The following is a 15662-nucleotide window of genomic DNA, read 5'->3' as shown; positions in this document are numbered from 1 at the left end:
AATTTCGCGATGACCAGCCCTGCCGCCTCAGCGCGCCGCCCGATTCGTGAACTGCCCGACGAACTGATCAGCCAGATCGCCGCCGGCGAGGTGGTGGAGCGGCCGGCCTCGGTGGTGCGCGAGCTGGTGGACAACGCACTGGACGCGGGCGCCACGCAGGTGACGGTGCGGCTGCTGGCCGGCGGGGTGCGGCTGATCAGCGTGGAAGACGACGGCCACGGCATCCCGCGCGCGGAGCTGCCGCAGGCGCTCAAGCGCCACGCCACCAGCAAGATCGCCAGCCTGGCCGACCTGGAGTCGGTGGGCACCATGGGTTTCCGCGGCGAGGCGCTGGCCGCGATTGCGTCGGTGGCGGAGGTGTCGCTGCTGTCGCGGGTGGACACCGACGACGCGGCGCACGGCTGGCTGATGCAGGCGCGCAGCGGCGAACTCGAACCCACCGCCCGCGCCCGCGGCACCACGGTGGAGGTGCGCGAGCTGTTCTTCGCCACGCCGGCGCGGCGCAAGTTCCTCAAGACCGACGCCACCGAGCTGGCCCACTGCCTGGAGGCCGTGCGCCGCCACGCGCTGGCCCGCCCGGACGTGGGCTTTGCCCTGTGGCACGAAGGCCGGCTGGTGGCGCAGTGGCGCGCCGCGGCCGGCGGCGGGCTGGCCGCGCTGCGGCAGCGCGCGGGCGATGTGCTGGGGGCGGATTTCGTGGCGCAGGCGGTGGCGGTGGACTGGCCGGCCGCCGGCGGGCCGAGCGGGGCGCTGCGGGTGTGGGGCCTGGCCGGGCTGCCTGATGTGGCCCGCGCCCGCAACGACCTGCAGTACGCCTACGTGAACGGCCGCTACGTGCGCGACAAGGTGATCAGCCACGCGGTGCGCGCGGCCTATGAAGACGTGCTCCACGGCCAGCGCCAGCCGGTGTTTGCGCTGTTTGTGTCGCTCGACGCGGCGCGGGTGGACGTGAACGTGCACCCCACCAAGATCGAGGTGCGTTTCCGCGACAGCCGCGAGGTGCACCACGGCGTGCAACTGGCGGTGGAGTCGGCGCTGGCAGCGCCGCGCGCCGGGCGGGCGGCCGACGCCCCCGCCCCCGCCGCGCTCGACGACGCCGCGCCGGCCCCGGCGCCCGCAGCGGCCTGGCGACCCGCGCCGCAGCAGACCGGCCTGCCCCTCCTGGCGCGCGACGGCGGCGCGGTGGGCATCCCGGTGGCCGACCTCGGCGCGCTGTGGGCGCCCCGGTCGCCCGGCGACGCCGCGCTGGCACCGGCGCCCGCGTCGCTGGCGGCCCCCGCTCCCGTGAACGCGGGTCCGGCGCCCGCGCTGCCGCCGGGCGACTGGCCGCTGGGCCGCGCCATCGCGCAGCTGCACGGCGTGTACATCCTCGCGGAGAACGCGCACGGCCTGGTGGTGGTGGACATGCACGCGGCGCACGAGCGCATCGTCTACGAGCGGCTCAAGCGCCAGCTCGACGCGCGCGCCGTGCAGAGCCAGCCGCTGCTGATCCCGGCCAGCTTCGCGGCCACGCCGGAAGAGGTGGCCACGGCCGAGGCCGGCGCCGACACGCTGGCCACGCTGGGGCTGGACGTGAGCCCGCTGTCGGCGCAGTCGCTGGCGGTGCGCGCGGTGCCGGTCACGCTGGCGCAGGGCGACCCGGTGGCGCTGGCGCGCGGCGTGCTGGCCGAACTGGCGCAGCACGACGCCACGCGCGTGTTGCAGCGCGCCGAACACGATCTGCTGGCCACCATGGCCTGCCACGGCGCGGTGCGCGCCAACCGGCGCCTCACGCTCGACGAGATGAACGCGCTGCTGCGCCAGATGGAAACCACCGAGCGCAGCGACCAGTGCAACCACGGCCGACCCACCTGGCGCCAGCTCGACATGAAGGCGCTGGACGCGCTGTTCCTGCGCGGACGCTGAAGGCTGGAGCCGCCCCGCGCGCCCTCAGGGCTCGATCCGCAGCCGCGCCGCCAGCGCCCGCAGCGCCTCCAGGCCCGGTTCCTTGCGCGGCCAGACCAGTTCCACCCCGTCGCCGGCGTGGCGCGGCAAGACATGCACGTGCATGTGGGGCACGGTCTGGAAGCCGGCCGGGCGGTTCGCCTGCAGCAGCGTGATGCCCTCGGGCGCGAACGCGGCCTGCACCGCGCGCGCCACGCGGTGCACCACCGCAAACAGGTGCGCCACCTCGGCCTCGCTGAGGTCCAGCAGCGTCTCGGCCACCCGGTGCGGCGCCACCAGCACATGGCCCGGGTTGACCTGCCCGGCGTCCATGAAGGCGATCACCTGACCGTCGTCGTAGACCACGGCGGCGGGGATTTCGCGCCGTGCGATGCGGGCAAACACGCTGTCGGACATCATCGTTTCCTCATGGTGGGGGGCGCCGGTGGCGCCTCTGGAAACATTCTGACCTGAACTTTCGGCCCGCCCCGGGCCTCCATGCGGAGCATGAAACGCCTGATCACGCTCGTGTTGCTCGCGGTCGCCCTGCTGGCGGGCTGCGCCACGCTCGACGAAAAGCAGCGCGCCTGGATCTTCCAGCCCTCCGACCGCACCTGGTCGGGCAGCGCCAGCGCGGCCGAGGACATGCAGGACGTGTGGATCGACTTCCACTCGGCCGAGGCCGACGAAGCCGTAAGGCTGCACGCGCTGTGGCACCCGCACCCCAGCCTGCGCGAGCGCGCGGACGCGCCGGTGCTGCTCTACCTGCACGGCGCGCGCTGGAACGTCACCGGCTCGGCGCTGCGCATCCGCCGCATGCAGGAGCTGGGTTTTTCGGTGCTGGCGGTGGACTACCGCGGCTTCGGCAAAAGCACCGCGCGCCTGCCCAGCGAGAGCCTCGCCCACGAAGACGCGCTGGCCGCGTGGGACTGGCTCGCCCGCGAGCATCCCGGCCGCCCGCGCTACGTGTTCGGCCATTCGCTCGGTGGCGCCATCGCCATCCGGCTGGCCGAGGCGGTGAACGACGAGGCCGGCACGCTGGTGGAAGGCACCTTCACCTCCATCCCCGATGTGGTGAGCACCTTCAAATGGGGCTGGCTGCCGCTGTCGCCACTGATCACCCAGCGTTTCGACTCGGCCCGCCGCGTCGCGCGCATCGGCTCACCGCTGCTGGTGGTCCACGGCAGCCAGGACAGCCTCATCAAGCCCGAGCTGGGCCGGCGGCTGTTTGACGCCGCCACCGGGCGCAAGGCCTTTGTGCTGGTGGAGGGCGGCTCGCACCACAACACCAACGCCGTCGGCCAGCCGCTCTACCGGCAGGCGATCGCCGAGCTGTTCGGGCTGGACGGCGGGCTGTCCACGGCCGCGCGCTGAAGGCACAGGCCCGCCGGCCGGCAGCCCGCCAGCGGGCCTTCTGATACCCTCCCGAGGATGTCTGCACCCCCCCTTGCCGCCACCGCCAGCCCGGCCATGACGCCGGGCTTTGTCGTGCTGGCGCTGTCGCTGCTGCTGGGTCTGCAGCCCGTGGCCACCGACCTCTACCTGCCCGCGCTGCCAGCCCTGACGCTGGGCTTCGGCGCCCCGATGGCGCAAGCCCAGCTCACCCTGACCGCGCTGCTGCTGGCCTTCGGGCTGTCGCAGCTGGTGTGGGGGCCGCTGTCGGACCGCTTCGGCCGGCGGCCGGTGCTGCTGCTGGGGCTGGCGCTGTTTGTCGTGGCCTCGGTGGGCAGCGCGCTGGCCGGTCACATGGCCGCGCTGGTGGCGTGGCGCGCGGTGCAGGGCGCGGCGCTGGGCGCAAGCGTCATGTGCGCGCGGGCGATCGTGCGCGACCTGTACGCCCCGGCCGACGGCGCGCGGGTGATGTCCAAGGCGCTCAGCGGTCTGGGCGTGATCGCCTGCTGCAGCGCGCCGCTGGGCGGGCTGGCGTCGGACCTGTTCGGCTGGCGCGCGGCGCTGCTGCTGATCGGCGTGTTCGGCGCCGCCACGCTGGCGGTGATCGCGTGGCGCTTCGAGGAAACCGTGCGCCAGCGCAACCCGCAGGCGCTGCGCCCCACGGTCATGGCCAGCACCTGGGCGCGCATCGCCCGCCACCCCACTTTCTGGGCCTACGCCCTGCTGGCCACGGCCACCTACGGCGGGCTGTTCACCTTTCTCGCCGCCTCGTCCTTCGTGCTGATCCACGTCATTGGGCTGAGCAAGACGCAGTACGGCCTGGTGATGTTCACCATGTCGCTGAGCTACATCGGCGGCACCTTCGCCTGCCGCCGCCTGCTCACGCGCTTCGGCGTGCGCCGCACGGTGGCCGTGGCCGGGGCGTTCTCGCTGGCCGGCGGCACGCTGATGGGGCTGCTCGCGCTGGCGGGCGTGCAGACGGTGTGGGCGGTGATCCTGCCCTTCTATTTGTTCATGATGGCGCACGGCGTGCACCAGCCCTGCGGCCAAAGCGGCGCGGTCGGGCCGTTCCCGCAAGCCGCGGGCGCGGCTTCGGCGCTGGCCGGGTTCATCATGATGGTCACCGCCTTTGCCATGGGCGGCTGGCTCGGCCACAGCCTGGCCGGCATCGCGCCCGGCACCGGCAGCACGGCGCCGCTGGCCAACGGCGTGTGGTTCTGGGGCGTGGTCTGCGCCGCCATCGCCTGGACGCTGGTGCAGCGCCACGGCGACGGGGCGCCGGCGAAGGCATGAGCGCGCTGCGCTGCCTGGCGCTGGTGGGGCCCACCGCGAGCGGCAAGACGGCCGCCGCGCTGGCCCTGGCGGCCGACCACCCGCTGGAGATCATCAGCGTCGATTCGGCGCTGGTCTACCGCGGCATGGACATCGGCACGGCCAAGCCCAGCGCGGCCGAGCGCGCGGCCGTGCCGCACCACCTGATCGACACGCTCGACCCCACCGAGCCCTACAGCGCGGCCGGCTTCGTGCGCGACACGCACCGCCTGGTGCGCGAGATCCACGCCCGCGGCCGCCACGCGCTGCTCGTGGGCGGCACCCTGCTCTACCTCAAGGCCCTGCTCACCGGGCTGGACGACCTGCCGCCGGCGGACCCGGCCGTGCGCGCCGCGCTGGAAGCCCGCGCCCGCGCCGAAGGCTGGCCCGCGCTGCACGCCGAGCTGGCGCGCGTGGACCCCGCCACGGCCGCGCGGCTGGCGCCGCTGGACGCGCAGCGCATCCAGCGCGCGCTGGAGGTGCACGCGCTGACCGGCCGGCCGCTCTCGGCGGGACACCGCGGCCGCGACCACGACCCCGACAGCCCCCTGACCGAAGCCGACGTGATCGCGCTGGAGCCCATCGACCGCGCCTGGCTGCACGCGCGCATCGCCGAGCGCTTCGACGCCATGCTGGCCGCCGGCCTGCTCGACGAGGTGCGCCGGCTGCGCGCGCGCGGCGACCTGCACGCCGACCTGCCGTCGATGCGCTGCGTCGGCTACCGCCAGGCCTGGGAAGCGCTCGACGCCGCCGACCCGCCTGACGCCGCAGCCCTGGCCGGGCTGCGCGAGCGCGGCATCGCCGCCACGCGGCAGCTCGCCAAGCGCCAGCTCACCTGGCTGCGCAGCATGCCCGGTCGACAGGTCGTCGCCTGCGACGCGCCCGACGCGCTGGCCCGCGTGCGCGCGCTCGTGGCGCAGCGCCTCACCGCCCCCGGAGCCCCCGCATGACCGCGCCCGCCCGCCTGCACACCGAGCACCTCACCAAGCGCTACGGCGACACGCCCGTCTTTCAGGGCGTGGACCTGCGCGTGGCCGCGGGTGAGTTCGTGGCCATCGTCGGCGAATCGGGCGTGGGCAAATCCAGCCTGCTGAACTGCCTCGCCGGGCTGGACACCTGGAGCGAAGGCCGCGTGGTGCACCACACACCGCAGGGTCCGGTGGACATCGGCGCGCTCGACGAAGCGGCCCGGGCCCGCTGGCGCCGCGCCCACCTCGGTTTCGTGTTTCAGGCCTTCCACGTGTTGCCGCACCTCGACGTGGCGCAGAACGTCGCGCTGCCCCTGATGCTGCTGCAGCGGCCCGACCCGCCCCGCGTGGCGGCGATGCTGGCGGCGGTAGGCCTGGACGGGCTGGGCGGGCGGCTGCCGGCCGAGCTGTCGGGCGGGCAGCTGCAGCGCGTGGCGATCGCGCGCGCGCTGGTGCACCGGCCCGGCCTCGTTCTGGCGGACGAACCCACCGGCAACCTCGACCCGCGCACGGCCGCGCAGGTGATGGACGTGCTGCAGGCGCAAACCCGCGAGAGCGGCGCGGCGCTGGTGCTGGTGACCCACGCCGAGGCCGCGGCCGCGCGGGCCGACCGCGTGCTGCACCTCACGGCCGACGGCCTGCGCGGGTGACACCCGACCCGGCCCGGGACTCCCCGCGGCCGCGCCGCGCGGCTACCATGGCGTGAACCGCCGCCTCGGCACCGCCACCCCACGCGCACCACGCCCTGCCCACCATGACCGACACCCCCCTCGACCCCGACCTGGACCTGGTGATCGTGGGCGGCGTCGGCGACCTGTCGGTGCGCAAGCTGCTGCCGGCGCTGTACATGGCCCACCTGCACGGCCTGCTGCCGGCCGCCACGCGCATCCACGCGCTGGGCCGTCAGGCCCTGGACCGCGGCGGCTTCGAGCGCTTCCTGGACGAGCGGGTGCGCGGCTTCGTGGCCGCCGACGCCTGGCGCGCCGACGCCTGGGCCGGCTTCGTGCAGCGGCTGCACCACCACCGCCTGGACGCCGACACCGCCGCCGACTACGCCGCGCTGGCCGGCGCGCTGCCCGCGGGCTCGCCGCGCGTGTTCTACCTGGCCACCGCGCCCACGCTGTTCGCCGGCATCTGCCAGCGCCTGCGCGACGCCAGCCTGCTCAACGAACGCAGCCGCGTGGTGCTGGAGAAGCCGCTTGGCCACGATCTCGCCTCGGCCCGCGCGATCAACGACGCGGTCGGCCGCTGCGTGCCGGAGGCCCAGACCTTCCGGATCGACCACTACCTCGGCAAGGAAACGGTGCAGAACCTGATGGTGCTGCGCTTTGGCAACAGCATCTTCGAGCCGCTGTGGCGCAGCCCGGCGATCCGCAGCGTGCAGATCACGGTGGCCGAAACCGTGGGCGTGGGCAGCCGCGCCGGCTTCTACGACGGCACCGGGGCGCTGCGCGACATGGTGCAGAACCACCTGCTGCAGCTGCTGTGCATCGTGGCGATGGAGCCGCCGGTGTCGCTCGACCCGGACGCCGTGCGCGACGAGAAGCTCAAGGTGCTGCGCTCGCTGCGCCCGCTGGGCCCGGCCGACGTGGCGCGCGACACGGTGCGCGGCCAGTACACGGGCGGCGTGGTGGACGGCGCGCGCGTGCCGGGCTACCGCGAGGAGGCCAACGTGCCCCCGGACAGCAGCACCGAAACCTTCGTGGCGCTGCGCGCGCAGATTGACAGCTGGCGCTGGGGCCGGGTGCCGCTGTTCCTGCGCACCGGCAAACGCCTGGCCGAGCGGCGCTCGGAGATCGTGATCGAGTTTGCGCCGCTGCCGTTCTCGCTGTTTCCCGAAACCGCGCGCGACCCGGTCAACCGGCTGGTGATCCGCCTGCAACCGGAAGAGAGCGTGCAGCTGCAGATGATGGCCAAGGAGCCCGGCAGCGGCCTGCGGCTGCGGCCGGTGAACCTCAACCTCGACCTCGCCGCCGCGCTCGACGGCCGCCGCGCCGAGGCCTACGAGCGGCTGCTGATCGACGTGATCCGCGGCCGCCTGACGCACTTCATGCGGCGCGACGAACTGGAAGCCGCGTGGCGCTGGGTCGATCCCATCGTCTCGGCGTGGCAGGCCGCCGGTGAACCGCCGCGGCCCTACGCCGCGGGCAGCTGGGGACCGGCCGCCGCGGCCGCGCTGACCGCGCGCGACGGCGTGGCCTGGTCGGAAGCGTGGTGAGCGCGGGGCCGCGATGACGCCGGTCGAGCACCGCTTCGCCGACCCGGCCGCGCAGGCCGCCGCACTGGCCGACCACGCCGCAGCCACCCTGCAGGCCGCCATCGCCGCGCGCGGCAGGGCCACCCTCGCCGTGTCTGGCGGGCGCAGCCCGGTGGCGCTGTTCGAGGCCCTGCGCGAGCGGCCGATCGACTGGGCGCGTGTGACCCTCACGCTGGTGGACGAGCGCTGCGTGCCGCCGGGCCACGCCGACCACAACGGCACCCTCGTCTCCCGCCACCTGCGCCAGGGACCCGCCGCGGCCGCGGCGTGGCTGCCCTGGGTGGCCACCGTGGACGACCTGCGCGACGGCCCGGCCGCGCTGGCGCGCGCGCTGGCCGAACGGGTTGCCGCGCTGGGCCCGATCGACCTCGCGGTGCTCGGGCTGGGCGAAGACGGCCACACCGCGTCGCTGTTTGCCGACGCGCCCACGTACGAAGCCGCGTGTGCGCCGGACGCCCCCGCGGTGGTGGCGCTGCAGCCCGGCCTCGCGCCGCACGCCCGACTCAGCCTGTCGCTGCCGGCGCTCACCGGCTGCCGTGCGCTGGCGGTGTCGTTCGCGGGCGCCGCCAAACAGGCGGCCTGGGACCGGGCCCGCCTCGGTGACGCCCAAGCCCGCGTCGAGACCGCCATGGCCCGCATGCTCGCGCGGCTGCGCGCCGACCCAACGCCGCCCACGCCCCCCTTGACCGCCTGGATCGCCTGACGGAGCCGCCCATGTCCACCGCGTCCGACCTCCCCGGATCCCCACCCATGCAGCCCGCGCCTTTGCATCCCGTGATCGACCGCGTGACCCGGCGCATCGCCGAGCGCAGCGCCGGCCCCCGCGCCGACTGGCTCGCCGAGATGGCCGCGCAGCGCCGCGGCAGCACGCAGCGCGCCGGCCTGGGCTGCGCCAACCTGGCCCACGCGGGCGCCGCGATCGCCCCGCCCGACCGCCTGCGCCTGCACGCCGAGCGCGCGCCGCACCTGGGCATCGTCACCGCCTACAACGACATGCTCTCGGCCCACCAGCCCTACGAGGCCTACCCGGCGCTGATCCGCGACCACGCCCGCGCGCTCGGCGCCAGCGCCCAGGTGGCCGGCGGCGTGCCGGCCATGTGCGACGGCATCACGCAGGGCGAGGCTGGCATGGAGCTCTCGCTGTTCTCGCGCGACGTGATCGCCCTGGGTACCGCCGTGGCGCTGAGCCACGCCGTGTTCGACGCCACAGTGCTGCTCGGCGTGTGCGACAAGATCGTGCCGGGCCTGCTGATCGGCGCGCTGCAGTTCGCCCACCTGCCGGCGGTGTTCGTGCCGGCCGGCCCGATGACCTCCGGCCTGTCCAACGAGGCCAAAGCGCAGGTGCGGCAGCGCCACGCCCAGGGCCTGGCCACGCGCGAGGAGCTGCTGGCCAGCGAGGCCGCCGCCTACCACGGCAGCGGCACCTGCACCTTCTACGGCACGGCCAACAGCAACCAGATGCTGCTCGAACTCATGGGCCTGCAGCTGCCCGGCTCGTCTTTCGTCAACCCCGGCACGGCGCTGCGCGACGCGCTCACCCGCGAAGCCGTGGCCCGCGCGCTGGCCAACACCGGCCGCACCGGCGCGCCGGCCATCACCCTGGCCGACGTGTTCACCGACAAGGCGCTGGTCAACGGCATGGTCGGCCTGCTCGCCACCGGCGGCTCCACCAACCACACGCTGCACCTCGTGGCGATCGCCCGCGCGGCCGGGCTGGTGATCGACTGGGACGATTTCGCCGAGCTGTCCGCCGTGGTGCCCCTGCTGGCCCGCATCTACCCCAACGGCTCGGCCGACGTGAACCATTTCCACGCCGCCGGTGGCTTGGGCTTTCTCATGCGCGAGCTGCGGCAGGCCGGGCTGCTGCACGACGACGTGACCACCCTGCTCGGCCGCGGCCTGAGCGCCTACACGCGCGAGCCCTGGCTGGACGAGGGCCGGCTCGCGTGGCGGCCGGCGCCGTCGCGCAGCGGCGATGACAGCGTGCTGCGGCCGGTGGGCCAACCCTTCAGCGCCGACGGCGGCCTGCGCCTGCTGCAGGGCAACCTCGGGCGGGCGGTGATCAAGGTGTCGGCGGTCAAACCCGAGCACCACGCCGTGCGCGCGCCCGCGCGCGTGTTCGACGACCAGCAGTCGCTGCTCGCCGCCTTCGAGGCCGGTGCGCTCACCGGCGACTTCGTGGCCGTGGTGCGCTTTCAGGGTCCGGCCGCCAACGGCATGCCGGAACTGCACAAGCTCACGCCGGCGCTGGCGGTGCTGCAAGACCGCGGCCAGCGCGTGGCCCTCGTCACCGACGGGCGCATGTCGGGCGCCTCCGGCAAGGTGCCCGCGGCCATCCACGTGACGCCCGAGGCCGTGCACGGCGGGCCGCTGGCGCGCGTGCGCGATGGCGACTGGATCACGCTGGACGCGCAGCGCGGCTTGCTGGCGCTGGAGGTGGATGAGGCCACGCTGGCGGCGCGCCCGCCCGCCGTGGCCGACCTCACCACCGCGTCGCGTGGCACCGGACGCGGCCTGTTCCGCCTGTTCCGCGACCACGTCGGCGGCGCCGAGGCCGGCGCCAGCCCGCTGTTTGCGCCCATCCACGGAGGCCGTCCATGACCCACCCCGACCACACCGCCCTGCCCGCCTTCGCCACACGCGTGCTGCCCGTCATTGCGCTCGACGACGCGCGCCAGGCGGTGCCGCTGGCGCGCGCGCTGCTGGCCGGCGGCATCGATGCGATGGAGATCACGCTGCGCACCGCCGCCGCCATCGGGGCCATCGAGGCGGTGGCCCGCGAGGTGCCGGCCATGGTGGTCGGCGCCGGCACCGTGACGCAGCCCAGCGATGTGCCGCGCATCATCGACGCGGGCGCGCGCTTCGCCCTGTCGCCCGGCTGCACCGACGCCCTGGTCGACGCGGTCCGCGCCACCGGCCTGCCCTTCGTGCCCGGCGTGATGACGCCCTCGGAAGCCATGCGCGCGCGCGACGCCGGCTTTGGGCTGCTCAAGCTGTTCCCGGCGCGCGTGGCCGGCGGGCTGGCGTGGTTGCGCGCCGTGCGCGGCCCGTTGCCCGACCTGCGCTTCTGCCCCACCGGCGGGCTGCGGCCGGACGATCTGCAGACCTACCTGGCCGAACCCAACGTGGCGCTGGTGGGCGGCAGCTGGCTCACGCCGGCCGACGCGCTCGCCCAAGGCGACTGGGCGCGCATCACCGCGCTGGCGCGCGAGGCCACCGGCGGGTTCGCGTCCGACGCCGCGGGCACAATCGCCGCATGACCGCCGCACCGATCCCTCTGCCCCCGACTCAGCTCCCGGCGTGGACCGCGCTGACGCGGCTCGCCGCTGCGCCGCTGCCGCACCTGCGTGACCTGCCGCCCGAGACCGCCGCTGCACGGCGCTGGGAAGGCGCGGGCCTGCGGCTTGACGCCAGCCGGCAACGGCTGACGCCCGCGGTGGAAGCGGCGCTGCTGGCCCTGGCCGCAGAGAGCGACGTCGACGGGCAACGCGCCGCCATGTTCCGCGGCGACGCGATCAACCGCAGCGAGAACCGCCCGGTGCTGCACGTGGCGCTGCGCACCGACGCGAGCGGCGGCCCGTGGGACGCGGCCATCACGCGGGCCGTGCTGGCCGAGCGCGAACGCATGCTCGCCTTCGCCGACGCGCTGCGGGCGGGCGCGGTGCGCGGCCACGACGGGCAAGGCATCACCGACGTGGTCAACCTCGGCATCGGCGGCTCCGACCTCGGGCCGCGCATGGTGGTCGAGGCGCTGGCCGCCCGCGCGGGCGTGCAGCCGCGGGTCCACTTTGTCTCCAATCCCGACGCCTGGGCGTTGTGGAGCGTGTTGCGCGACCTCGATCCGGCGCGCACGCTGTTCATCGTCGCGAGCAAAACCTTCACCACGCCTGAGACCCTGGCCAACGCGGCCAGCGCGCGCGCGTGGCTGCGCGCCGGCGGCGTGCCCGAGGCAGGCCTGGCGGCGCACGAAGTCGCCATCACGGCCTCGCCCGCGGCGGCGGCCGCCCACGGCCACCGCGCCGACCGCACCTTCCTGTTCTGGGACTGGGTGGGCGGTCGCTACTCGCTGTGGTCCGCCCTCGGTCTGCCGATCGCCATCGCGCTCGGGTCGGCGGCTTTCGAGGCACTGCTCGCGGGCGCGCGGGCCATGGACCACCACTTCCTGGAAACGCCAGCCGAGCGCAATCTGCCGCTGCGCCTCGCGCTGCACGGCGTGTGGAACCGCAACTTCCTGGGCATGCCCACGCTGATGCTGGCGCCCTACGCGGTCCGGCTCGCGCGCTTCACGCCCTTCGTGCAGCAACTCGACATGGAGAGCAACGGCAAGCACAGCCACGCCGACGGCAGCCCGGTGGGCGTCGACACCGGCCCGGTTGTGTGGGGCGGCGTGGGCATCGACGGACAGCACGCCTACTTCCAGCTGCTGCACCAAGGGCGCCACGCCGTGCCGGTCGAGTTCATCGGCGTGGAGACCGACGACTGCCCGATGCCGGGCGCCGCCGATCACCAGGCGATGGTGACGCTCAACCTGCGTGCCCAGGCCCGGGCACTCGCAGAGGGACGCACGGTGGAAGAGGCTGAAGCCCTGCTGCGCCGGGGCGGCATGGCGCCGGAAGAGGCCAGGGCCTGCGCCTGGCAGCGGCACTTCCCCGGCAACACGCCCAGCCACCAGCTGTGGCTGCCGGCGCTGGACCCGGCATCGCTGGGTGCGCTGATCGCGCTCTACGAACACAAGGTGTTCGTGCAGGCCGCGGTCTGGCGCATCAACGCCTACGACCAATGGGGCGTGGAGCTGGGCAAGGCGATGGCCCGCGAGATGCAGGGCGGCGCCTGAGCGCCGCCGGCTGCGGCACCGCTGGCCTCAGCGCAGACCGCGCCGGTACTTCTCGGCCTTGAGCGCTTCGAGGTAGGCGGTCTCGTCTTCCACCGACAGCCCGGCGCCCGCGGCCGGGCCCGCCACAGGCGGCGTGGCGGGCGGCGCGCTCACTGTGCGGGGGCCACCGAGCAGCCCCTGCAGGTACTGGGCCTGTTCGCGCAAGCGCTCGTTCTGGCTGGTCATCGCCAGCGCGAGCACGGCCTGGGCGTAGGTCGGGTCGTTGAGCATGTGCTCAACGCGCACGCTGCGGCCAAACTCGCGCCGCATCGGCACCACCAGCTTGATCGCCAGCTCGATGAACTGGCTGGGGGTCACGTCCATCGCACACTCCTCAGGTCGCGCTCTCGCCGTGCTGGGCCAGGTCCAGACCGACGATTTCCTGCTTCTCGGTGACGCGCAGTCCGATGGCGAACTGAATCACCTTGAGCAAGGCAAAGCTCACCGCGGCGGCATAGGCCATGACGGCCAGCGCCCCAATCAGGTTGACGGCAAACAAGCCCGACGTCTTCACGATCGAGGGCAGCGCGAAGACGGGGGTCAGCAGCGTGCCGATCAGACCGCCGACGCCGTGCAGCGCAAACACGTCGAGCGAATCGTCCACCCCGGTGATCGCCTTGAAGCCGGTCACGGCAAAGAAGCAACCCACCGCGCCGGCCGTGCCGATCGCCAGGGCGCCACCGACGCCCACAAATCCCGAGGCGGGCGTGATGGCGATCAGCGCGGCGATGGCGCCAGTGGCCATGCCCAAGACACTCATCTGCTGACGGCGCAGCATCTCACACAGGCCCCAGGCGAGGGCGCCGGTGCCGGCCGCCACCTGCGTCGCCAGCAGCGCACCGGCCGCGCGCTGGCCGGCCTCAAAAGCGGACCCGGCGTTGAAGCCGAACCAGCCCGCCCACAACAGACCCGCGCCCATCACGGTGAGCGCGAGGTTGTGCGGCACCATGGGCTCCCGACCGAACCCACGCCGCGGGCCGGCGGCAATCGCCGCCGCCAGGCCTGAGGCGCCAGCGACGATGTGCACCACCGTGCCACCGGCGAAATCCAGGTGGCCCAAACGCGCCAGCCAGCCTTCCGGATGCCAGATCCAGTGCGCCACCGGCGCGTAGACCAACACCAGCCAGAAAGCCGCAAACACGATGGTGGCGCCGATGCGCATGCGCTCGGCCGTCGCACCCAGCACGACCGCGAACGCGATGATGGCGAAGGACATCTGGAAGAGGAAGAAGACCGCCTCCGGAATGTGGGGCGCGATCGGGTGGCCCGCCGTGGCCTGCCCAATCAGGCCGGCGGCCCAGGCCTTGTCCAGCCCGCCAAACCAGGACGTACCGCTGTCGAAAGCCACGGAGTACCCCACGGCGGCCCACAGGAAGGTGATGACGCCGATGGCGGCCATCGTCTGCGCCATGATCGACAGCGCGTTGCGTTTGCGCAGCATGCCGCTGTAGAACAGCATGATCCCCGGCATGGTCATCAGGAAGACCAGCACCGTGGACACCAGCATCCACGCCGTGTCAGCGCCATTGAAGCCGGCGTCGGCCGCAGGGGCGGCCGTGGCCGCCTGGGCAACGCCGGTCGTCAACAGAATCAAAAGGGCGAGCGCGGTCGCCGGGAAACGGGAGGCCCGCGCGCGGGTGGCGGCAGCGGCAGACAAGTCGGTCATGGGTTCACCTTCGGAATCGGGTGGTGGGGCTAGGGCGATGGACCGAGGTCCAACAAGCCGGCCGGATTCTGAAGAAAGCCCGCCGCTATTGATTACTTAAGTTTCCATACGGTGATGGATAACCGATGGAATGAGTTCCTTGGGCATAAATTGACGCTCCCCCAACCCGCCGGACCGTGTGCGCTGCCGCAGCGTCCACGCAGCGCCGACGGCCGCACCACGGATGAAAAAAACCGGCCATCGGGCCGGTTTTTCAGGGAGGGTGGACGACAGGGCGTCAGGCGCCGCAGATCCGGGCGCGGGCCTCGGCGTATTCGCGCTTGAACCGCGCCACCAGATCGGCCGCCGGCACGACCTCGCGGATCGCGCCAATGCCCTGACCACAGCCCCAGATGTCGCGCCACGCCTTGGCGGCGTTGGCGCCTTCTCCCGTGGAGAAGTTCATCTTGCTCGGATCGCTTTGCGGCAGGTTGTCCGGGTCCATGCCCGCGTTGCGGATGGAGCCCTTGAGGTAGTTGCCGTGCACGCCGGTGTAGAAGTTGCTGTAGACGATGTCGTCGGAGTTGCTCTCCGTGATCATCTGCTTGTAACCGTCCACCGCCCGCGCTTCGTGGGTGGCAATGAAGGCGGAGCCGATGTAGGCGAAGTCGGCGCCCATGGCCTGGGCCGCGAGGATGGCACCGCCAGAGGCGATCGAGCCGGACAGAGCCACCGGGCCGTCAAACCACTCGCGGATCTCCTGGATCATGGCGAAGGGACTCTTCACGCTGGCGTGACCGCCTGCGCCCGCCGCCACCGGAATCAGGCCGTCGGCCCCCTTCTCGATCGCTTTGTGGGCGAACACGTTGTTGATCACGTCGTGCAGCACCACACCGCCCCAGCTGTGCACCGCCTGGTTCACGTCTTCCCGGGCGCCAAGGCTGGTGATGATGATCGGCACCTTGTACTTGGCACACAGCTGCATGTCGTGCTCGAGCCGGTCGTTGCTCTTGTGCACGATCTGGTTGATCGCGAACGGTGCCGCAGGGTTGTCCGGGTTCGCCTTGTCGTGGGCAGCGAGCGCCTCGGTGATTTCGGCGAGCCACTCATCGAGCTGCGAGGCCGGACGTGCGTTGAGCGCCGGCATGGAGCCGACCACGCCCGCCGTGCATTGGGCGATCACAAGCTTGGGGTTGCTGATGATGAACAGCGGCGAGCCGATCACCGGAAAGCGGATCTTTTGCAGGACCGGCGGCAGGCGGCGGGCGGTGGTGGTCATGAGGTCTCCGTGGG

At 73.4% G+C, this 15662-nt stretch carries 14 protein-coding genes; 10 read left to right on the top strand and 4 right to left on the bottom strand.

The annotated features are described in order from the left end of the window. Nucleotides 1-9 precede the first annotated feature (9 nt). Complete coding sequence (mutL, locus tag AC2D80_RS03735; protein WP_484631634.1) at nt 10-1905, top strand: DNA mismatch repair endonuclease MutL; 1896 nt, start codon at nt 10-12, stop codon at nt 1903-1905. Between the two features lie 24 nt (nt 1906-1929). Here mutL and AC2D80_RS03730 read toward each other — a convergent pair whose 3' ends face one another. Continuing rightward, nucleotides 1930-2340: an HIT family protein gene (locus AC2D80_RS03730; protein ID WP_484631633.1), complete on the bottom strand. Its 411-nt coding sequence runs from the start codon at nt 2338-2340 to the stop codon at nt 1930-1932. A 90-nt stretch (nt 2341-2430) separates the two neighbouring features. Here AC2D80_RS03730 and AC2D80_RS03725 point away from each other — a divergent pair, with 90 nt between their 5' ends. The 9 genes from AC2D80_RS03725 to pgi all read left to right on the top strand — a co-directional run bounded on the left by AC2D80_RS03725 (nt 2431) and on the right by pgi (nt 12685). Next, nucleotides 2431-3297 carry an alpha/beta hydrolase gene (locus AC2D80_RS03725; protein WP_484631632.1) on the top strand — a complete coding sequence of 289 codons (867 nt, stop codon included), beginning with the start codon at nt 2431-2433 and terminating at the stop codon, nt 3295-3297. Between the two features lie 57 nt (nt 3298-3354). Beyond that, nucleotides 3355-4608: a Bcr/CflA family efflux MFS transporter gene (locus tag AC2D80_RS03720; protein ID WP_484631631.1), complete on the top strand. Its 1254-nt coding sequence runs from the start codon at nt 3355-3357 to the stop codon at nt 4606-4608. After that, entirely contained in the window at nt 4605-5576 is a 972-nt protein-coding gene (gene miaA, locus AC2D80_RS03715) for a tRNA (adenosine(37)-N6)-dimethylallyltransferase MiaA (protein ID WP_484631630.1), read from the top strand. Before AC2D80_RS03720 ends, miaA begins: the two co-directional genes overlap by 4 nt. Further along, nucleotides 5573-6244 carry an ABC transporter ATP-binding protein gene (locus AC2D80_RS03710; RefSeq protein WP_484631629.1) on the top strand — a complete coding sequence of 224 codons (672 nt, stop codon included), beginning with the start codon at nt 5573-5575 and terminating at the stop codon, nt 6242-6244. The genes miaA and AC2D80_RS03710 overlap by 4 nt, the downstream gene beginning before the upstream one ends. 104 nt (nt 6245-6348) lie before the next feature. Next, nucleotides 6349-7812, top strand: coding sequence for a glucose-6-phosphate dehydrogenase (gene zwf, locus AC2D80_RS03705; protein ID WP_484631628.1), 1464 nt, complete (start codon nt 6349-6351; stop codon nt 7810-7812). 13 nt (nt 7813-7825) lie between these two features. Beyond that, complete coding sequence (pgl, locus tag AC2D80_RS03700) at nt 7826-8554, top strand: 6-phosphogluconolactonase (RefSeq protein WP_484631627.1); 729 nt, start codon at nt 7826-7828, stop codon at nt 8552-8554. A gap of 11 nt (nt 8555-8565) precedes the next feature. Further along, nucleotides 8566-10452: a phosphogluconate dehydratase gene (gene edd / locus AC2D80_RS03695; RefSeq protein ID WP_484631626.1), complete on the top strand. Its 1887-nt coding sequence runs from the start codon at nt 8566-8568 to the stop codon at nt 10450-10452. Further along, nucleotides 10449-11111, top strand: a complete 663-nt coding sequence (eda, locus tag AC2D80_RS03690; protein WP_484631625.1) for a bifunctional 4-hydroxy-2-oxoglutarate aldolase/2-dehydro-3-deoxy-phosphogluconate aldolase — start codon at nt 10449-10451, stop codon at nt 11109-11111. Before edd ends, eda begins: the two co-directional genes overlap by 4 nt. Next, nucleotides 11108-12685, top strand: coding sequence for a glucose-6-phosphate isomerase (gene pgi / locus AC2D80_RS03685; protein ID WP_484631624.1), 1578 nt, complete (start codon nt 11108-11110; stop codon nt 12683-12685). The genes eda and pgi overlap by 4 nt, the downstream gene beginning before the upstream one ends. A gap of 27 nt (nt 12686-12712) precedes the next feature. Here pgi and AC2D80_RS03680 read toward each other — a convergent pair whose 3' ends face one another. The 3 genes from AC2D80_RS03680 to AC2D80_RS03670 all read right to left on the bottom strand — a co-directional run bounded on the left by AC2D80_RS03680 (nt 12713) and on the right by AC2D80_RS03670 (nt 15648). After that, on the bottom strand, nt 12713-13048 hold the full coding sequence (locus tag AC2D80_RS03680; protein ID WP_484631623.1) for a hypothetical protein: 336 nt from the start codon (nt 13046-13048) through the stop codon (nt 12713-12715). A gap of 10 nt (nt 13049-13058) precedes the next feature. Further along, on the bottom strand, nt 13059-14390 hold the full coding sequence (locus tag AC2D80_RS03675) for an ammonium transporter (RefSeq protein ID WP_484631622.1): 1332 nt from the start codon (nt 14388-14390) through the stop codon (nt 13059-13061). A 277-nt stretch (nt 14391-14667) separates the two neighbouring features. After that, nucleotides 14668-15648 carry an NAD(P)H-dependent flavin oxidoreductase gene (locus AC2D80_RS03670; RefSeq protein ID WP_484631621.1) on the bottom strand — a complete coding sequence of 327 codons (981 nt, stop codon included), beginning with the start codon at nt 15646-15648 and terminating at the stop codon, nt 14668-14670. Nucleotides 15649-15662 lie beyond the last annotated feature (14 nt).

Source organism: Hydrogenophaga sp. T66 (genome assembly GCF_057219855.1).
This window is presented reverse-complemented; position numbering and strand designations above follow the sequence as displayed.

Bases quoted from the DNA above. Each gene is read 5' to 3' on its own strand.
- mutL (WP_484631634.1), top strand. From the start codon at position 10: ATGACCAGCCCTGCCGCCTCAGCGCGCCGCCCGATTCGTGAACTGCCC.
- AC2D80_RS03730 (WP_484631633.1), bottom strand. From the start codon at position 2,340: ATGTCCGACAGCGTGTTTGCCCGCATCGCACGGCGCGAAATCCCCGCC.
- AC2D80_RS03725 (WP_484631632.1), top strand. From the start codon at position 2,431: ATGAAACGCCTGATCACGCTCGTGTTGCTCGCGGTCGCCCTGCTGGCG.
- AC2D80_RS03720 (WP_484631631.1), top strand. From the start codon at position 3,355: ATGTCTGCACCCCCCCTTGCCGCCACCGCCAGCCCGGCCATGACGCCG.
- miaA (WP_484631630.1), top strand. From the start codon at position 4,605: ATGAGCGCGCTGCGCTGCCTGGCGCTGGTGGGGCCCACCGCGAGCGGC.
- AC2D80_RS03710 (WP_484631629.1), top strand. From the start codon at position 5,573: ATGACCGCGCCCGCCCGCCTGCACACCGAGCACCTCACCAAGCGCTAC.
- zwf (WP_484631628.1), top strand. From the start codon at position 6,349: ATGACCGACACCCCCCTCGACCCCGACCTGGACCTGGTGATCGTGGGC.
- pgl (WP_484631627.1), top strand. From the start codon at position 7,826: ATGACGCCGGTCGAGCACCGCTTCGCCGACCCGGCCGCGCAGGCCGCC.
- edd (WP_484631626.1), top strand. From the start codon at position 8,566: ATGTCCACCGCGTCCGACCTCCCCGGATCCCCACCCATGCAGCCCGCG.
- eda (WP_484631625.1), top strand. From the start codon at position 10,449: ATGACCCACCCCGACCACACCGCCCTGCCCGCCTTCGCCACACGCGTG.
- pgi (WP_484631624.1), top strand. From the start codon at position 11,108: ATGACCGCCGCACCGATCCCTCTGCCCCCGACTCAGCTCCCGGCGTGG.
- AC2D80_RS03680 (WP_484631623.1), bottom strand. From the start codon at position 13,048: ATGGACGTGACCCCCAGCCAGTTCATCGAGCTGGCGATCAAGCTGGTG.
- AC2D80_RS03675 (WP_484631622.1), bottom strand. From the start codon at position 14,390: ATGACCGACTTGTCTGCCGCTGCCGCCACCCGCGCGCGGGCCTCCCGT.
- AC2D80_RS03670 (WP_484631621.1), bottom strand. From the start codon at position 15,648: ATGACCACCACCGCCCGCCGCCTGCCGCCGGTCCTGCAAAAGATCCGC.